At 41.5% G+C, this 16,350-nt stretch carries 15 protein-coding genes; 14 read left to right on the top strand and 1 reads right to left on the bottom strand.

Features of this window, described 5'->3' with window-relative positions; translation table 11 throughout:
- Window positions 1-120: 120 nt before the first annotated feature.
- From AACT52_RS00075 to AACT52_RS00010, 14 genes are all read left to right on the top strand, one after another.
- The gene (locus tag AACT52_RS00075) at window positions 121-1,167 is read left to right on the top strand and encodes a glycosyltransferase family 2 protein (RefSeq protein WP_073626068.1); all 1,047 of its coding nucleotides are present in this window, start codon (window positions 121-123) and stop codon (window positions 1,165-1,167) included.
- Between the two features lie 36 nt (window positions 1,168-1,203).
- The gene (locus tag AACT52_RS00070) at window positions 1,204-1,734 is read left to right on the top strand and encodes a class I SAM-dependent methyltransferase (RefSeq protein ID WP_073626066.1); all 531 of its coding nucleotides are present in this window, start codon (window positions 1,204-1,206) and stop codon (window positions 1,732-1,734) included.
- An 18-nt stretch (window positions 1,735-1,752) separates the two neighbouring features.
- Window positions 1,753-2,844 carry a glycosyltransferase family 4 protein gene (locus tag AACT52_RS00065; RefSeq protein WP_073626064.1) on the top strand — a complete coding sequence of 364 codons (1,092 nt, stop codon included), beginning with the start codon at window positions 1,753-1,755 and terminating at the stop codon, window positions 2,842-2,844.
- A 32-nt stretch (window positions 2,845-2,876) separates the two neighbouring features.
- Window positions 2,877-3,980 carry a glycosyltransferase family 4 protein gene (locus tag AACT52_RS00060; RefSeq protein WP_073626062.1) on the top strand — a complete coding sequence of 368 codons (1,104 nt, stop codon included), beginning with the start codon at window positions 2,877-2,879 and terminating at the stop codon, window positions 3,978-3,980.
- 119 nt (window positions 3,981-4,099) lie between these two features.
- The gene (locus tag AACT52_RS00055) at window positions 4,100-5,173 is read left to right on the top strand and encodes a hypothetical protein (protein WP_073626060.1); all 1,074 of its coding nucleotides are present in this window, start codon (window positions 4,100-4,102) and stop codon (window positions 5,171-5,173) included.
- 45 nt (window positions 5,174-5,218) lie between these two features.
- Entirely contained in the window at window positions 5,219-6,229 is a 1,011-nt protein-coding gene (locus tag AACT52_RS00050; protein ID WP_073626058.1) for a glycosyltransferase family 4 protein, read from the top strand.
- Window positions 6,226-7,605 (top strand): hypothetical protein, encoded by a 1,380-nt coding sequence (locus AACT52_RS00045; RefSeq protein ID WP_073626057.1) that lies wholly within the window; start codon window positions 6,226-6,228, stop codon window positions 7,603-7,605. The genes AACT52_RS00050 and AACT52_RS00045 overlap by 4 nt, the downstream gene beginning before the upstream one ends.
- Window positions 7,568-8,881, top strand: coding sequence for a glycosyltransferase family 4 protein (locus tag AACT52_RS00040; protein WP_073626055.1), 1,314 nt, complete (start codon window positions 7,568-7,570; stop codon window positions 8,879-8,881). Before AACT52_RS00045 ends, AACT52_RS00040 begins: the two co-directional genes overlap by 38 nt.
- Window positions 8,868-10,034 (top strand): glycosyltransferase, encoded by a 1,167-nt coding sequence (locus AACT52_RS00035; RefSeq protein WP_073626053.1) that lies wholly within the window; start codon window positions 8,868-8,870, stop codon window positions 10,032-10,034. Before AACT52_RS00040 ends, AACT52_RS00035 begins: the two co-directional genes overlap by 14 nt.
- Before the next feature lie 5 nt (window positions 10,035-10,039).
- Complete coding sequence (asnB, locus tag AACT52_RS00030; RefSeq protein ID WP_073626051.1) at window positions 10,040-11,866, top strand: asparagine synthase (glutamine-hydrolyzing); 1,827 nt, start codon at window positions 10,040-10,042, stop codon at window positions 11,864-11,866.
- Window positions 11,863-13,053: a glycosyltransferase gene (locus AACT52_RS00025; protein ID WP_073626049.1), complete on the top strand. Its 1,191-nt coding sequence runs from the start codon at window positions 11,863-11,865 to the stop codon at window positions 13,051-13,053. Before asnB ends, AACT52_RS00025 begins: the two co-directional genes overlap by 4 nt.
- Window positions 13,054-13,135: 82 nt before the next feature.
- Complete coding sequence (locus tag AACT52_RS00020; protein ID WP_073626047.1) at window positions 13,136-13,912, top strand: glycosyltransferase family 2 protein; 777 nt, start codon at window positions 13,136-13,138, stop codon at window positions 13,910-13,912.
- 237 nt (window positions 13,913-14,149) lie between these two features.
- Window positions 14,150-14,743: a YdcF family protein gene (locus tag AACT52_RS00015; protein ID WP_073626380.1), complete on the top strand. Its 594-nt coding sequence runs from the start codon at window positions 14,150-14,152 to the stop codon at window positions 14,741-14,743.
- Window positions 14,734-15,273 (top strand): WcaF family extracellular polysaccharide biosynthesis acetyltransferase, encoded by a 540-nt coding sequence (locus AACT52_RS00010; RefSeq protein WP_073626046.1) that lies wholly within the window; start codon window positions 14,734-14,736, stop codon window positions 15,271-15,273. Before AACT52_RS00015 ends, AACT52_RS00010 begins: the two co-directional genes overlap by 10 nt.
- Before the next feature lie 64 nt (window positions 15,274-15,337).
- Here AACT52_RS00010 and AACT52_RS00005 read toward each other — a convergent pair.
- Window positions 15,338-16,350: AAA family ATPase (locus AACT52_RS00005; protein ID WP_143172684.1), on the bottom strand; the 1,013-nt coding region annotated here is incomplete at its 5' end.

Raw genomic sequence — 16,350 nt, 5'->3', positions numbered from 1 at the left:
AAATTTAAGGGACGGGCAAGATGCCCATCCCACACAAACACAAAATTCATCCTGCAAAAACACAAAATTCATCCTGCAAATATGCAACGCCTAATTTTATTGTCCTATATATAAACACAGATGCTAACTAGAAATACTGCTCTCACTCTCAAAGATCTACCGCCTCCACCACCTGGAAAATCAGGCTGGCCTTGGACGGAGCAAAATGAGCCACTACCTGAACGGATGCCTGATGGTTCAGATTGGCCTCGCATGAGCATTGTGACACCTAGCTATAACTATGGACTATTTATTGAAGAAACCATTCGCTCAGTGCTGCTACAAGGCTATCCCAATCTGGAATACATTATTATTGATGGTGGTTCTACTGATAACACTGTTGAGATTGTACAGAAATACGAACAGTATTTAACCTACTGGGTGAGCGAACCAGATAAGGGGCAAACTGATGCTATTAATAAAGGATATCAATACTGCACTGGAGATTTATTTGTATGGCTTAATGCAGATGATGCATATATTAATCACAGATGTTTAAGTAACGTTGCAGAGATTTATAGACAGGGGTATCAGCTTATTGTTGGTGAATGCTTTAATGTTAATGAAAATGAGCAAGAAATAATCATTACTAAAAATTTTAATGGCTATTCACAGCCTCAGGATTTTGACCAATACCTCAAATTTTGGTCTTTTGTTGCTCTACCTCAGCCTGCCGTATTTGTTGCAAAGCAACTAAGTGATTCAGCTTTTCCTTTAAATAAGAATCTTTACGGCACTATGGATTATCAGCTTTTTCTCAGAGTTCTTAGTCAAAAACCAAAAGCAATTTGGGTTAAGCAGACGTGGGTAAAATTTAAGTATCATGGTCAAAATAAAACACTACAACATAATCCTGATACTTATTCAGAACTCTATCAAGTTGCTTTGTCTGAAGCTAAAAGAGTATACACTTTTAGAAAGCGGATTTTCTTCCAAATTGCAGCAACAGACTACATACATCTTCAGTCCCTTATTTACAACAAAAGTCAATTCAAATTCTTGGCTGTTTTGAAGAGTTTATTATTTAGACCTACTTTAGTTGGTTGGTATCTTTTTTGGGCAATTCTCATCAAGGCTGGTGTAGGCGAAGAAAGATACTTAGCTATCAAGAATTTTTTAAAATTTTAAAAGTTATATTTCATACTTACTTATAGAGGGTTTGACGTGAGCAATTCTTCTATTTTATCTGTCGGATGTGGCAAACGCAAGAGTGAGATTGGAGTTGTTCGACTCGACATTTGTCAAGATATAAATCCTGACATTGTCTGGGATTTGAATAATTTACCGTATCCATTTGAGGATTCGATTTTTTCCAAAATCGAATGCTTCGATGTCATTGAACATTTACAGGATATTCCAAGAACATTAGAAGAATTTCACAGAATTTTGAAACCTAATGGATTACTACAGATAACTACTCCTCATTTCTCCTGTGCAAATTCATTTGTAGACCCTACTCACAAATGGCATCTTAGTTATTTTTCCTTTGATTACTTTTGTGAGGCTCATAAATTATCTTACTATTCAAAGGCTAAATACCGTATGAAAGCACGTCATATTCAATTTCAAGGAAATAGATTGAATCGTTCTATTTTAAGTAGGCTTGCTAATAAATCACCAGAATTATATGAACAAAGATGGGCTTGGCTTTTCCCAGCATGGTATCTTTACTTTGAATTAGAAGTTATTAAATAAGTTAGCTAATTTAAAATAATGAAAGTTGTTCACATCACTCCCACCTACTTTGATTCCTCTTCCATCATTGGTGGTGGTGAACGTTACCCGACAGAGTTAGCTAGCTGGATGGCAAAAAAGGTAGATACTACTTTTGTAAGCTTTGGCTGTGAACGAAAATCCTACCACTTGAACCGGCTTAAAATTGAAGTTTATCCAGTGAAGCACTTTATTGATGGTAGCAAAGTGAACCCCATAAACTTTGGATATTTAGGTTCAATGTTGAAGGCTAATATTGTTCACATCCATAATATCAACACAGTTGTTTCTGATATAGGCTGTCTGACATCATTTTTGCTAGGCAAGCGTGTTTTTGTTACAGACCACGGTGGAGGTGGAAGCTTGGTTCTTAACCAAAAGCTGCCTATCTTTAGATTTTATCAACGGGCGATCGCTCAGTCACGCTTTTGTCTCAAGTTGATACCATCTGAACTACAAAAGAAATCTGTTTTGATTAAAGGTGGGATTGATACTGATAAATTTTGTCCAGATCCTTCTTTAGGAAAACACAATAAGTTACTATACGTTGGTCGCATTTTGCCTCACAAGGGAATTAACTACCTTATTGAAGCCTTCCGTTTGCTTAATCGCCCAGACTACCAACTTACTATTGTTGGCAGAATCTACAACGAAGCATTCTACCAAGACCTGAAACAGATGGCGGATGGTTTAGTGGTTGAGTTTGTTCATAATGCCGATGAGCAGCGGCTGTTATACGAATACCGCACAGCGAAAGTGACCATTTTGCCTTCAGTTCAGACGACTTGCTATGGAGATTACACCCCAGTTCCAGAACTGATGGGGTTTACTCTGCTGGAATCCCAAGCTTGTGGTACACCTGTTGTCTGTACTAATGCAGGAGCAATGCATGAGTTTGTTGATCATGGTCGTACTGGGTTTGTTGTTAAGCAGAATTCTGGGGAGGCGATCGCTACTGGTTTACGCCAATTAATAAGCTTATCTCCATCAGAATATTCAGAATACCAAACTCGTTGCCGTGAGTGGGTAACACCTCTAAGTTGGTTAACGGTAGTCGAAAAACATTTAGATCTTTACAAAAGCGCTGGGTAATTCACCGCTAATTTTTCTAAAAGGAGCGTTCATTGCGGTCACTTCGCATACTTATAGCTACACATTCCCCACTCTCTGCTGAATTTGGTGCTGGTCAGATGGCAATCAATTTAGCAGAAGCACTTCGGGAGCAGGGACACAATGTGACTCTGTGGTCTCCTCATCCCATGCATACTAGCTATACAAAATGGTGGCAAGGTCTTCAAAATATTCAACTCATGCGGTCAAAGCTAGATGCGTTTATCGAGACTCAGGAACCCTTCGATGTCATTGATAGCTTTGCTGTACTGCTTACCAAACGGGTTGCTCAATCAGCTTTGGTAGTGGCTCGTAGCGTTCAGCCTGAGATTTTGTACACGGCATCTAACTTAAACAATCCACAACAAAGGGGTCTAAAAAATATAGTCCTCGTACCATTCAGTTATTTGTTTGCAATAGCATACATATTTCTACTCCTCCAAGGATGGAGAAGGGCAAACTACATTCTTTGCCTGGGTAGCTTGGAACTTGAATGGATGAAGAAATGGTTCCCGTGGTGGAGGGGTAAATTAATCTCTTACGTCAATGCACTCTCAAAAGTTGATCAAGCAGAACTAGCTCAGATCCGTTTAAATCGAAAAAAGTATGAGGAACAAGATATTCGATTTCTTTGGATGGGTCGTTGGGTTACTCATAAAGGAATTACTGAAGTTGTAGACTTTATAGTGAAACGGGCAGTTTCACATCCGCAAGACACTTTTACAATTGCTGGATGCGGTCCTAGTGCTGAGAAAGATTGTCCTGCTGAACTCATTCAATCAGGCAGGCTAAAAATCTTGCCGTCATTTGAGAGGAGCCAGCTTTACTCTTTGCTTGCTAATCACGATGTCGGTTTATTTACCAGTCAGGTTGAAGGTTGGGGACTTGTGTTAAATGAGATGCTTGAATCTGGAATGCCAGTTTTTGCAAGACCAGCTGGTGGAGTCACAGATTTACAGTCTGTATTTCAGGACCAGATCAGACCATTTCCCCCATCATTGCAACCAATGACTAAAACCTTGATTAGCCCTAAAACTCCACAAGATTACTACAAGATCTTTAGTTGGGAGAAGATAGCTGAGACTTACATAAATTCAATCAGGACTTACGCAAAATGATGAAGAAACGAACCGCAAAGGACGCAAAGGACACGAATAAATAAGAGTTTCAGAGAATTCTTGCGTAAGTCCTATCAATATTAAGTTGCTTGTAAAATTAAGTTCTCTAATAAGTTGAGATGTTACTTACTTGTATTGTTCCTCGCCTACCTCCTGCAATTGATGGTGTAGGAGATTATGCCCTCAATCTAGCTCGACAACTACGTCAAGATTTTGGCATTCAGATGCATTTTGTGATTACTGATCCCAACTGGACTGGGGCAACAGGTATTGAGGAATTCCCTCTCAGTCATCTGAGTGAGAATTCAGTAGAGAGTTTGTTATCTGTGTTGCCGAATAACTCAACTCAGGTTCTACTTCACTACGTCGGCTATGGTTATGCCAAGCGAGGTTGTCCTTTTTGGTTAGTAAATGCCTTGGAACGTTGGCGAACTGCTAGAACCAATCGAGGACTAGTGACTATGTTTCATGAAATTTACGCTGGTGGGCGACCACCTTGGACGAGTGCTTTCTGGCTATCGTCTGTGCAAAAGAGTCTGGCTGCTCGCTTAGCTAGATTGAGCGATCGCTGTCTCACTAGCAAACAACTCTACGCCGAAATTCTTCATAAATTAAGTCCAGGTAAGCACAAAGAAATTCCTGCTATGCCTGTTTTTTCTTCCATCACTGAACCGCAACAAGTACCACCGTTAGCAAAACGTCAGCGACATCTGGTTGTATTTGGAGGGAGTAGCAACAGACTGCAAGTTTATAGAAACTCCTCAGCAATGCTGAGCCGTAGTTGTGAACTATTAGGAATTGAGAAAATCTTGGATATTGGTCCACCAGTAGATTTAAGTTTGTCATCTTTTAAGAGTGTAGCCATCGTAGAGATGGGAAAACAGCCTGCGGCTAAAATCAGCGAGATTTTATTAAATTCCCAGGTAGGCTTTTTGAACTACAATCCAGATTATTTAGCCAAATCAGGCATCTTTGCTGCTTACTGTGCTCATGGATTGTTAACTGTCAGCGCTCACCGTAGCACCTTGCCAATAGATGGGATAGAACCAGAAAAGCATTACTGGCTAAGCGACGAGCAAACAGCAGAGTGTAAAAGTGGGGCAGAGTTACAGGCGATCGCTGATAATGCATATGCCTGGTATCAAACCCATAATTTATCAGTACAAGCCAGAATTTTTGCCAGCTACCTTTGAGCAGATATTAACCAACAAAGAGTTAGGTTATATAATTAATTTTTTATGAAAATTTTGATTTATTCTCCCTCATTCTATCCCAAAATTGGTGGAATAGAAACCATAATTTCAACTCTTGCTCACGAGTTTACTTATCAGGGACACGAGGTAAAGGTAGTTTCTCAAACTCCAGCATCTGATGCCATTTCTTTTCCTTTTGAAATCATCCGATGCCCCAAACCAAATCAGCTATTGAAATTAACCCATTGGTGTAATATTTATTTACAAGCCTGTGTTAGTTTAAAGGGACTTTGGTCTTTACTCCTAGTACCTCGACCCCTGGTCTTAACTCATCACACTTGGTATCGTCGGGTTGATGGGCGTATGGGTTGGCAAGATTATCTCAAGCGCTTTATGACTCGTTGTGCAACTAATATTTCGGCGAGTCATACTTTAGCTGAAGCGATACCAACACCCTCTACTATCATTTCCAATTCTTATCGAGAAGACATCTTCTATGAAATGCCAGAGGTTACGCGTGACAAAGAACTTGTTTTTTTGGGACGCTTAGTTTCTGATAAAGGAGCCAACTTGCTATTAGATTCAATGGCTCATCTGAAATCTATGGAACTTACCCCCAAATTGACCATTATTGGTAGTGGAGCCGAAGAATCTAGATTACGTCAACAAGCTCAAGACTTAGAAATTTCCCATCAAGTGAATTTTGCTGGAGTGAAAGTTGAGCATGAGTTAGCCAGATTGTTAAATGCTCACCAAATTATGGTGGTTCCGTCTCTATGGAATGAACCTTTTGGCATTGTTGCTTTAGAAGGTATTGCCTGTGGTTGCGTTGTTGTTGGTTCAGAGGGTGGAGGGTTAAAGGACGCAATTGGTCCTTGCGGTGTGACATTTCCTAACAGTAATGTTGAACGGTTGACTCAGACTTTATTTGACTTACTGACCTATCCCGAAAAACTAACAATTTATAGACAAAAGGCAGAATGGCATTTAGCTCGCCACACTAGTAAAGCCGTTGCCAAAGCATATCTTGAGGTTTTAGAGGGAGTAATTCAATGACGCTGCTGATTGCTTTGGTTGCTATAGTGGCTCTTGTTTTGCTCTCATGCCTAAATTGGCAACTTACTGTTAAAGTAGCACTTGTAGTTGTCATTTTTGAAGGTGTACTGCGAAAGTGGGTGCTACCACAAGCAAGTGACTTGATTTACTTTCTCAAAGACTTTGTTTTGCTTGGGGCATATATCAGGTATTACCTCAGTTCAGAACTGAAATCTCCTTTTGAACGAAATAGTTTAACTATTGTCTTGCTAATGGCAATTGGTTGGACTGTCTTCCAAGCCTTTAATCCAAGCTTAGGCTCACTTGTTATTGGTTTTTTTGGGCTTAAAGCTTATTTCTTTTACATTCCCTTGATGTGGATGCTACCCGCTTTATTTCAGTCTCAGGAGGAACTGTACAAATTTTTACGCAGTTATCTGTTATTAGCTATTCCAGTCTGTCTCCTAGCTGTAGCTCAATTCTTTAGTCCTCCCTCCAGCTTAATTAACGTATACGCAGGTGGGGAAGAGGCAAATGCAACAGTTGCTAATGCAGTTCGAGTCACAGGTACGTTCTCCTATATTGTTGGTTATTCAACTTATCTAACCACTTGTTTTAGTTTTCTAATTCCAATGCTGACCCTGCCGCAAACCCGAATATGGCGGTGGCTTACATTTGTTGAAGCTTTATTAGTCGTTGGGACTTCCTTTATGACAGGTGCCCGTGCCTTAGTTTTGTATGAAGTTTTGTTCGTAGTGGGATATGCCAGTGTCCTGGTTCTCACGCAACCCTCGATAGCTGCCCGGGCAACAAAGCAAGTCATACTACCAATTGTCTTAATCTCCGCGTTGGTACCCATATTCTTCAGCAATGCAATAGATACATTTACCTCCCGTGCAACCACTGCCTCAGATTCTCATATGTTTCTTGAGCGTGCTTTCTCTGCTTTTGGGGAACCTGGGCAAGTCATGCAATTAAAGGGCTTTGATGGCTACGGAACTGGAGCAACACATCAGGCAGTTTCTGCTCTGCGTAAAGCTCTCAACCTACCCTTAGGTGAAGCACCTCCACTTTCTGAAGGAGAAATGGGGAGGATTGTTTTAGAGCTAGGACCGTTAGGCTTTGTATTTTGGTATGGGGTACGCCTACTTCTCATTTTTTCTATTTGGCGTGTTTTTTTGAAATTAAAAACACCCTTCCTGCGTCAATTAGCTCTTGCTACCTTGCTATTACACTTAATTAACATCACGAGTCAAGTTGTCTTTAACAATACCTTAGGAATTTACTACTGGTTCTTCAGCGGTTTTATCTTTTTACTTCCAACATTGGAATATCGCCAGTTTTTATCCTACCAACAGTATGTCTACCCCTCGCATTTCCCTAGTTCATCAAATTAATCCTTCATTTGCCAAAAACGCTGCCCTAGCATTGGCAGAAGCTAATTTGTTGCAAGAAGTCATTACCCCTATTGTGTATGACCCAAAAGCACCTGTATGGCATTACTTGAATCTGCTGCCCAAAAAGCTTAAATCAGCAATAACAGATGAGATGAGTAGACGAAGTTGGGTTTCTCCTAATGGTGTACGGATTCAAACTTACCCGTGGCGAGAAATAATTCGCATATTCTTATCTCGAACAAGGCTAGCGCCTCGTTTGGGTTTAAGCTATTCACGGCTAGTGGACTGGGTATACGTTTCCCTGGATCGCCAAGTTGCCAAACACCACCTGCAAGGCTTGGATGCAATCTATTGTTATGAAGATTTAGCAGCGACTACCTTTGAAGCGGCTAAACAGCAAGGCATTCTCTGCTTATATGACTTGCCCATTCCGTTCTATCGGACGACTCATAATATTATGAGTCAAGAAGCCGAACGCTTTCCTGAATTAGCTCCAGCAATTGAATCAATTCGTGAGCCAGCTTGGAAAATTGAGCGTAAGGAACAAGAGGTTCAACTGGCAGATCACATCTTTGTCGCTTCCTCCTTCACAAAAAAGTCACTGTTAGAAATTGGTGTAGAACCAGAGAAAGTGAGCGTCATTCCCTACGGTGCTCCTGTAGACTATTTCCAACCACAACCTAAACCTGATGATTGCTTCCGTGTTTTATTTGTAGGTCGTGTCTCTCCTCGCAAAGGCGTTCAGTATCTATTGCAAGCTTGGCAAGAATTGCGCTTATATAAAGCAGAGTTAGTATTAGTTGGAGCAAACCTGTTCCCCACAAATTGGCTAGAGCAGTACAAGGATATTTGCCGCCATGTTCCTTCCACTCCTCATTTCCTACTCAATCAGTACTACAGCAGTGCTAGCGTTTTTGTTTTCCCTTCCTTAGTTGAAGGTTTTGCTCTTGTGCTTTTGGAAGCAATGTCTTGTGGCATTCCTGTGATTACTACACCTCATACAGCCGGACTTGATATTATCACCGACTCTGTAGAGGGATTTATCATTCCGATCCGGGACGTGGAAGCGCTCAAGGAAAAATTAGAGTGGTGTTATTCCCATCCTTTAGAGTTAGCAGAAATGGGAGGGGCTGCCCGCCGCAAAGCCGAACAACTGAATTGGGGTTTATATCGACAGCAACTAGCCAGCCGAACCCAGGAAATACTAGCATCTCGTAATTATCCAATTAACGACAACACTTTAAGCTGTGCAAATCAAAGATATGCAAAAGCTTGATACTCCAACTCGTTTTCACATCTGGTGCCCTGAGATTTTTGGGTTTAAGGGTGGTATCCAAGTTTATTCAGCCTTTTTCTTACAGGCTCTACAAAGCCTTTACCCTCTAGCTCAGTATGATGTCTTCCTCAAACATGATGTTCAGCCTACACCAAACATTCCCTGTTTACCTAAGACTCGGTTCTACTTTAGTGGAACATCGGTATTAAAAATCCGCACGGCTATGTTTGCTACCGAAATTATCAGTAAAGGTCTTCAACAGCGGCCAGATTTAATAATTACTACTCACTTAAATTTTAGCGTTGCTGCTTACTGGCTTAAACGTCTCGTTGGTATTCCCTACTGGACTGTCGCCCACGGTATAGAAGCTTGGGATATAAAAAGCGCTGCCATCAAAACTGCTCTACATCATGCAGACCTGATTCTAGCTGTCAGCAACTACACGCGCGCTCGCCTGCTCAAAGAACAAAACCTCGACCCCAAAAAAGTCACTCTCTTACCCAACACATTTGAGCCAAGTCGCTTTCAACCCACACCAAAACCTGGCTATTTATTAAAGCAACATGGACTGAAACCGGAACAACTAGTAATATTGACTGTGGCACGGTTAGCAAAGGGCGATCGCTACAAGGGATATGACAAAATTCTGCTAGCTATTCCGCAAATCCGCGAGGTTATTCCAGATATTCACTACATCATTGTCGGTAAAGGAAATGATAGATCCAGAATTGAGCAGCTTATTGCACAACTGGGACTGCAAGGCTACGTTACCCTCGCTGGATTTGTGCCTGACGAGCAGCTTTGTGATTACTACAACCTCTGCGATGTTTTTGCCATGCCTAGTAAAAAGGAAGGGTTTGGCATCGTCTACTTAGAAGCATTAGCTTGTGGCAAACCCGTCTTAGCGGGCAACCAAGATGGGGCGATTGATGCTCTTTGTCATGGTGAACTGGGCGCACTAGTTAATCCTGATGATGTCGGAGAAATTACTCAAACACTGATTAAAATTTTACATTATGCTTATCCAAAGCCTTTAATGTACCAGCCTGAAGCTTTGCGTCTTAAAGTAATTGATAACTTTGGTTTTGAGCGTTTTCAACAAATTCTTGCTAGCCATTTGGATAAGCATTTGCACCCGATGAAAAGGAGCTAATTTTTATGTGTGGCATAGCGGGGATTCTCACAGTTAATGAATATCAGGATGTATTGGAAACAATAATTCAGCGGATGCAGACGGCAATACGACACCGTGGTCCTGATGGTTCGGGTATTTATATTTCATCTGAGAAACAAGTAGCTCTTGCCCACACTCGTCTGGCAATCCTCGACTTAAGCCCCAGTGGACATCAGCCTATGTCTACTGCTGACGGGCGGTATTGGATTACCTTTAACGGTGAGATTTATAATTTTCAACAACTGCGAAGCAATCTCTTAGCCCAAGGAGAACAGTTTCATTCGCAAACTGACACAGAAGTTATCCTCAAGCTTTACCAAAAAATGGGTTTTAACTGTGTCGATCATTTACGAGGGATGTTTGCGTTTGCTCTTTGGGACGACTGGGAAAAAACTTGTTTCTTGGCTCGTGATCCTCTAGGAATTAAGCCCCTATACTACTGGAAATCTGGTTCAACCTTAGTTTTTGCCTCGGAACTCCGAGCTATTCTTGCCTCCGGTCTACCTGCTGTGAACATGAGCAGGTCAGGGTTATACGGTTATCTGATTAGTGGTTCAGTTCCAGAACCGTACACCTTAATTGAAGGTGTTCATTGTCTAGCGGCTGGTCATTGGCTACATTGGCAACCTAGTGGCGTGTCAATAAAGCAATACTGGCAAATCAGCTTTGCTCCTACAACAATTTCACCACAAGAAGCGAAAGAAAAAGTTCGGGAAGCTTTGGTTGACTCAATTCAACATCATTTCGTTAGTGATGTGCCTGTAGGAATTTTTCTCAGTGGTGGTATCGACTCAACAATCATTCTCGCTTTAGCGAAAAAGACCCAGAACAAACAATTACGTACTTACTCTGTAGCCTTTGAAGAAACGGAGTGGAATGAAGGGGAAATTGCCAAGAAAATTGCGAAAGAGTTTGGTGCAGAACATACAGAATATAAAGTGACAGCATCATCGGCTAAACAGCTATTACCTAAATTCTTAGAAGCCATTGATCAACCGAGTATTGATGGCTTTAATACTTTTTGTGTATCAAAGGTTACTCGTCAAAGCGATACTAAAGTTGTACTCTCTGGACTTGGTGGAGACGAGCTGTTTGGTGGATACCACTCCTTTAAGAAAATTCCCCAGATGGTGGCATGGGGTAAGCAGATGCAAGCAATTCCTCTGGTTGCGACTGGTGTGGGTGTGGGGTTGGCACGTTGGGGAACATCATCAAAAATGAAGCGTTTAGGTGATTTCCTACAACAAACGCCCACCTCAGCAGCTGCTTATCGTAGCTTCCGAGGAATTTTTTCTCACACAGAAGCTTGTGCGATTGCCTTTGGCACTGGGCTTTGCCCAATCGCCTATCAATACCTCCCAGATAAATTTTTACCAACTAACTATGCCATCATCTCAAATTATCACGGGCAGACTCCCACTTTAGAAGATGAAGTCAGCTTTTTAGAATTGAGTTGCTATATGCGTAATCAGTTATTGCGAGATAGCGATGTCATGAGTATGTCTTGGGGACTAGAAGTACGTGTTCCTCTGGTTGATCGCGCCTTACTTGAAGCAGTTGCATCTGTTCCTAGTCATATTCGTTTAGCTTCTGGAAAACAATTGTTGATTGCAGCCGTCCCTGAGTTACCTAAGTGGGTTATTAACCGTCCCAAACGAGGCTTTGCCTTTCCCTTTAAGCAGTGGATGACAGGTGAATTGCGTGACGACTTCAGCAATGTGGATATTCCGAACAATATACCCCTCAAACCCTGGTACCGTCGTTGGAGTTTGACAATTCTCAAATACTGGTGGGAGCGAGTTTCAAAATGAAAATCCTTCATGTCATTCCCTCTATTGCTGCAGTTCGGGGTGGTCCAAGTCAAGCCGTGATACAAATGGTCAAGGCACTGCGAGACAGCGACGTAAAAGCTGAAATTGCTACCACAAACGATAATGGACCCAATCTGCTGGATGTTCCTCTTGGGCAATGCACCGAGTATCAACAGGTTCCAGTTTGGTTCTTCCCGCGCTTCTCTCCTTACTTTCACGCCCTACGTGAGTTTGCTTTCTCTAGTCAGTTCAGTAGTTGGCTATGGCAGGTAATTCACCAGTACGACTTGCTGCACGTTCATGGCATTTTTTCCTACCCATCTACTGTTGCAATGGCGATCGCCCGTCGCAAACAAGTTCCTTACATCGTTCGTCCCTTAGGACAGCTATGTCGATGGTCCGTGCAGCAAAGCGCTTGCAAAAAACAAATTTATCTCCAACTTATAGAAAAAGCTAATCTCAATCACGCTCAAGCACTTCATCTCACCTCAGAACAAGAACAGCAAGAAGTTTCCCGCTTAAGTGTAGACACCCCAAGCTTTATCTTACCCCACGGTCTGTTTATCCCTCCCACAATTCCTGATGCTCGTCAGCGTCTGCGGCAATACCTCAATGTTCCAGCAGATGAACCCATTATCTTGTTTTTATCTCGCCTGCATCCTAAAAAAGGTTTGGATTACCTAATTCCAGCGCTAGGAAAACTTACCAATTATCGCTTCACCTTTGTTATAGCAGGTACTGGGTCGCCAGAATACGAAAGCGAAGTAGAGTCGTTTTTAGTGTCTCATGGCATTCGTCATTGCACCCACTTTACCGGATTTGTCAAAGGAGAAATTAAGAATGTATTGATGCAGGGAGCAGACTTATTTGCTTTGACTTCCTATTCAGAAAACTTTGGCATAGCAGTCCTAGAAGCGCTTGCTGTCGGTCTTCCTGTTGTTATCACTCCTGGCGTTGCTCTAGCTGATTTCGTAGAGGAGCAACGCCTCGGCTATGTTGCAGAACTCGATGTAGCTGCGATTGCATTTTTCCTTAAGCAAGCTTTAGAAGATTCTCAACAAACAAACAGTATGGGCGATCGCGCCCGTCAACTGGTTTCTAAACGTTATACCTGGAGCAACGTAGCTAGTAATCTAATTGACATTTACACCAACATTACCAACACAAAACCAGTCGTTTACCTGTAATAGGGAAGATAGAATTTATCACAACAGAAATAACATCAAAGTTAGCAGATAGTGAACAAAGTTACTTATTCTTTCTATACTGATGTTAGAAAAAATTACACCTTTATTACTCACATACAACGAAGCACCCAACATTGAACGTACTCTCCAACGTCTCTCTTGGGCAAATAGGATTGTCGTCATTGATAGCTTTAGTAATGATGAAACACTGAAAATTTTACAGGACTATTCCCAAGTAGAGGTTTTTCACAGAAAATTTGACTCATTCGCAAATCAATGTAATTACGGGTTATCAAAGATTGAATCTACATGGGTGCTTTCCCTGGATGCAGACTATGTTCTCTCTGAGGAATTGATTTTTGAAATCAACAATTTACCAGAGAAGCTTGAAGTGGATAGCTATATTATTCGATTTAAATACTGTGTCTTTGGTAAACCGCTGCGTGGCACTTTGCTACCACCACGTAAAGTATTATATAAACGAGAAAAAGCAATCTATAAGAATGATGGACATGCCCATCGCGTTAGTGTTGAGGGAACATCCAGCCTACTTTCCGCCTATATCTATCATGATGACCGTAAACCTCTAAACCGCTGGCTTTGGGCGCAGGATCGCTACATGGTGATTGAAGTCAACAAGCTCACACAGATTCCTGATAGTGAACTTGGTTTGAGCGATCGCATTCGCAAGCAAAAAATCTTAGCTCCCTTCATCATCCTGTTCTACTGCCTTATCGTCAAAGGTGGTATCCTCGATGGTTGGCATGGCTGGTATTACGCATTTGAGCGTGTCTTGGCAGAAATTCTTTTATCTATTCGCTTAATTGAATATGAAAAACTAGAGCAGCAAGAACCGTAAAATAATGAAAATACCAGCTAAATATTGGATACCTATATTTATAGCTGCTGCCTTCGTAAGTTTGGCATATTTCAAAGTGACGCTGTAATTCTGCAAATCGGTACCCATGATTTGACACAGCCTACTAACACTAGTGCTGCACTCAGACGTAATCCAAACTACGCAGTTCGACCTTCTCTATTAGCGAGTGAAGAACTTATAACAAACTATACATTAGCTTTCTTAGTGAATCTATCAGTGAAACGGTTGCATCGTCAGCTCAAAAGATATTGGATTTTTGCTGTAGCAGGTTTTATCCTCATGCTGCTGTTGCTGATTCCAATTCGACTCGCGATCGCCCACTACCAAGCGCCTCATCCCCAAGCAATTCTGACTCTAGGCGGCGGTATAGACCGGGAACAGTTTACCGCTCAATTTGCCCAAACTCATCCCTCTCTAGAAATTTGGGTTTCTTCTGGTATTTCCCCCAACAATGCTCGTGAGATTTTCGGCGCTGCTGGTATCTCAGACCAACGAGTCCACCTCGACTACCACGCCATTGATACTGTCACTAACTTCACCTCCCTTGTACAAGACTTCAAAAGCCAGAATCTTCAGCATCTCTACCTCATAACCTCCGACTTTCATATGCCCAGAGCCAAAGCAATAGCTACCATCGTCCTTGGCAGTCAGGGTATCACCTTCACCCCTATCTCTATTCCCTCAAACGAACCCACAGAGTCCTTGGTCGAAATCTTACGCGATAGCTGTCGCGCTATCCTTTGGGTTTTCACAGGTCGAACCGGAGCCAGCCTGAGTCCTCGTGTTGCTCACTCATATAAATGCGTTTAGATAACTACAGTCTCGGTACTTACACCCCAGGGGCTCCTTTGTGGAAACAGCTGTTGTGGTACTTTGTTGGATCACCCTTAGTACAGACCTATTTGCTTCCCATGTCAGCTTTCAAAGTTTGGATAATCCGCTTATTTGGGGCAAAAATCGGTCAAGGTGTGCGTATCAAACCTGGAGTCCGGGTGAAGTTTCCCTGGCGACTGACAGTAGGGGACTATGTTTGGATTGGTGAAGATGCGTGGCTAGACAACATTGCCCCGATCACTATCGAAAGTCATGTCTGTTTGTCTCAAGGTGTCTACCTCTGCACAGGAAACCATAACTGGGTTCATCCTGATTTTAAACTCATACCTGCGCCAATTCATATTCAACAAAGCAGTTGGATTGCAGCTAAGTCGGTGATTGGTCCTGGAGTCACCGTAGGATGGGGAGCAGTGCTGACATTAGGTGGAGTCACTGGGCGTTCTTTAGAACCGATGACGATATATGCAGGCAATCCTGCTCAACCTGTTAAGAAAAGGAAACTGTAGTGGTCATAAAAATCTGCTTCAAACGGTAGTTTTTCATGGACTTTTGCAGGATATTTATTCATCCTTAGCCTAAATACAACTCTTCTTTCTTATTGTTTAACCAAATACTGATTGGTTCAGAAAATTGTGACCACTGAGGTGATGTAGAAAAAAGTTTAATGATACGATTTAATCCTATTTCTTTAGAGCATCCTAGTTGTTCAATAAGCTTATTTACTAAATTATGCTGGTCTCCAGCATTAATAATATCATAAGCCATATTCCTAATTTCTTCATTTTCGCAATCAGTTTGTTCTGCTAAGTTATGAATAGACTTGAAGATAAATTGTTCAGGACGCATACCTTGAGGCAGATTGAATTGTGACAAACTATCTAACACTAGTTGTCTTAAACTTTTTATTTCTGAACCATGTCCAGTCACAACTCGTTCAATTTGCTTATTCTTATCTTGAACAGTAACATATTCATCTCCGTCTAACACGAATAATGCATTGTTTAGTGATTGCTTAGAAAGAGCAAGCCCTCCAGAAACAGTAAATACATTTATCGCTGCACCGTATTTATTAATTACTACGTCTCTAGATATTCCAAGTGAGTTAGCAATATGACTAACGATTGCCTGTGCTAGGTCATCTTCAACATATACTTCAATCGATTTAACCTGATTACCAGTCATGCGGCGAGTAATATCTGGAGTTGTATTTGGGATGCAAACGGTTTGTATTCCTGTTTGATGAAGATGTCTAAGCTGCACTTTATCTTTCAGGTAAAAGAGTTCTGTATTATGAGAAGTAAATATTACTTGATGGCACTTCTCCTTAGCCCTTTCATACAGAACCTCAATCAACCTTGTAAGAGCCTGAGGGTGCATTAATAAATCTATCTCATCTATTAAAATTAAACTAGAGTTAGTGGGCGCTCTAAAAACAGCGTCAAGAATTGTAAATACTCGTTGTTCCCCTGCTCCCATTGTTAGAGGATGTCTGAAAAGTTTTTGATAGGTGTTGATAATTACGCAAGAAGTTTCTCGCATCAGACGAATCATCGCAATGTAAACAAACGTTTCTGTCGTTTCAG

It is taken from the genome of Scytonema sp. HK-05, from assembly GCF_963872035.1.
GTDB lineage: Bacteria > Cyanobacteriota > Cyanobacteriia > Cyanobacteriales > Nostocaceae > Kalymmatonema.
This window is presented reverse-complemented; position numbering and strand designations above follow the sequence as displayed.

Coding starts and splice junctions, on each gene's coding strand:
- AACT52_RS00075 (WP_073626068.1), top strand. CDS start 121: ATGCTAACTAGAAATACTGCTCTCACTCTCAAAGATCTACCGCCTCCA.
- AACT52_RS00065 (WP_073626064.1), top strand. CDS start 1,753: ATGAAAGTTGTTCACATCACTCCCACCTACTTTGATTCCTCTTCCATC.
- AACT52_RS00055 (WP_073626060.1), top strand. CDS start 4,100: ATGTTACTTACTTGTATTGTTCCTCGCCTACCTCCTGCAATTGATGGT.
- AACT52_RS00050 (WP_073626058.1), top strand. CDS start 5,219: ATGAAAATTTTGATTTATTCTCCCTCATTCTATCCCAAAATTGGTGGA.
- AACT52_RS00045 (WP_073626057.1), top strand. CDS start 6,226: ATGACGCTGCTGATTGCTTTGGTTGCTATAGTGGCTCTTGTTTTGCTC.
- AACT52_RS00040 (WP_073626055.1), top strand. CDS start 7,568: ATGTCTACCCCTCGCATTTCCCTAGTTCATCAAATTAATCCTTCATTT.
- AACT52_RS00035 (WP_073626053.1), top strand. CDS start 8,868: ATGCAAAAGCTTGATACTCCAACTCGTTTTCACATCTGGTGCCCTGAG.
- asnB (WP_073626051.1), top strand. CDS start 10,040: ATGTGTGGCATAGCGGGGATTCTCACAGTTAATGAATATCAGGATGTA.
- AACT52_RS00025 (WP_073626049.1), top strand. CDS start 11,863: ATGAAAATCCTTCATGTCATTCCCTCTATTGCTGCAGTTCGGGGTGGT.
- AACT52_RS00020 (WP_073626047.1), top strand. CDS start 13,136: ATGTTAGAAAAAATTACACCTTTATTACTCACATACAACGAAGCACCC.
- AACT52_RS00010 (WP_073626046.1), top strand. CDS start 14,734: ATGCGTTTAGATAACTACAGTCTCGGTACTTACACCCCAGGGGCTCCT.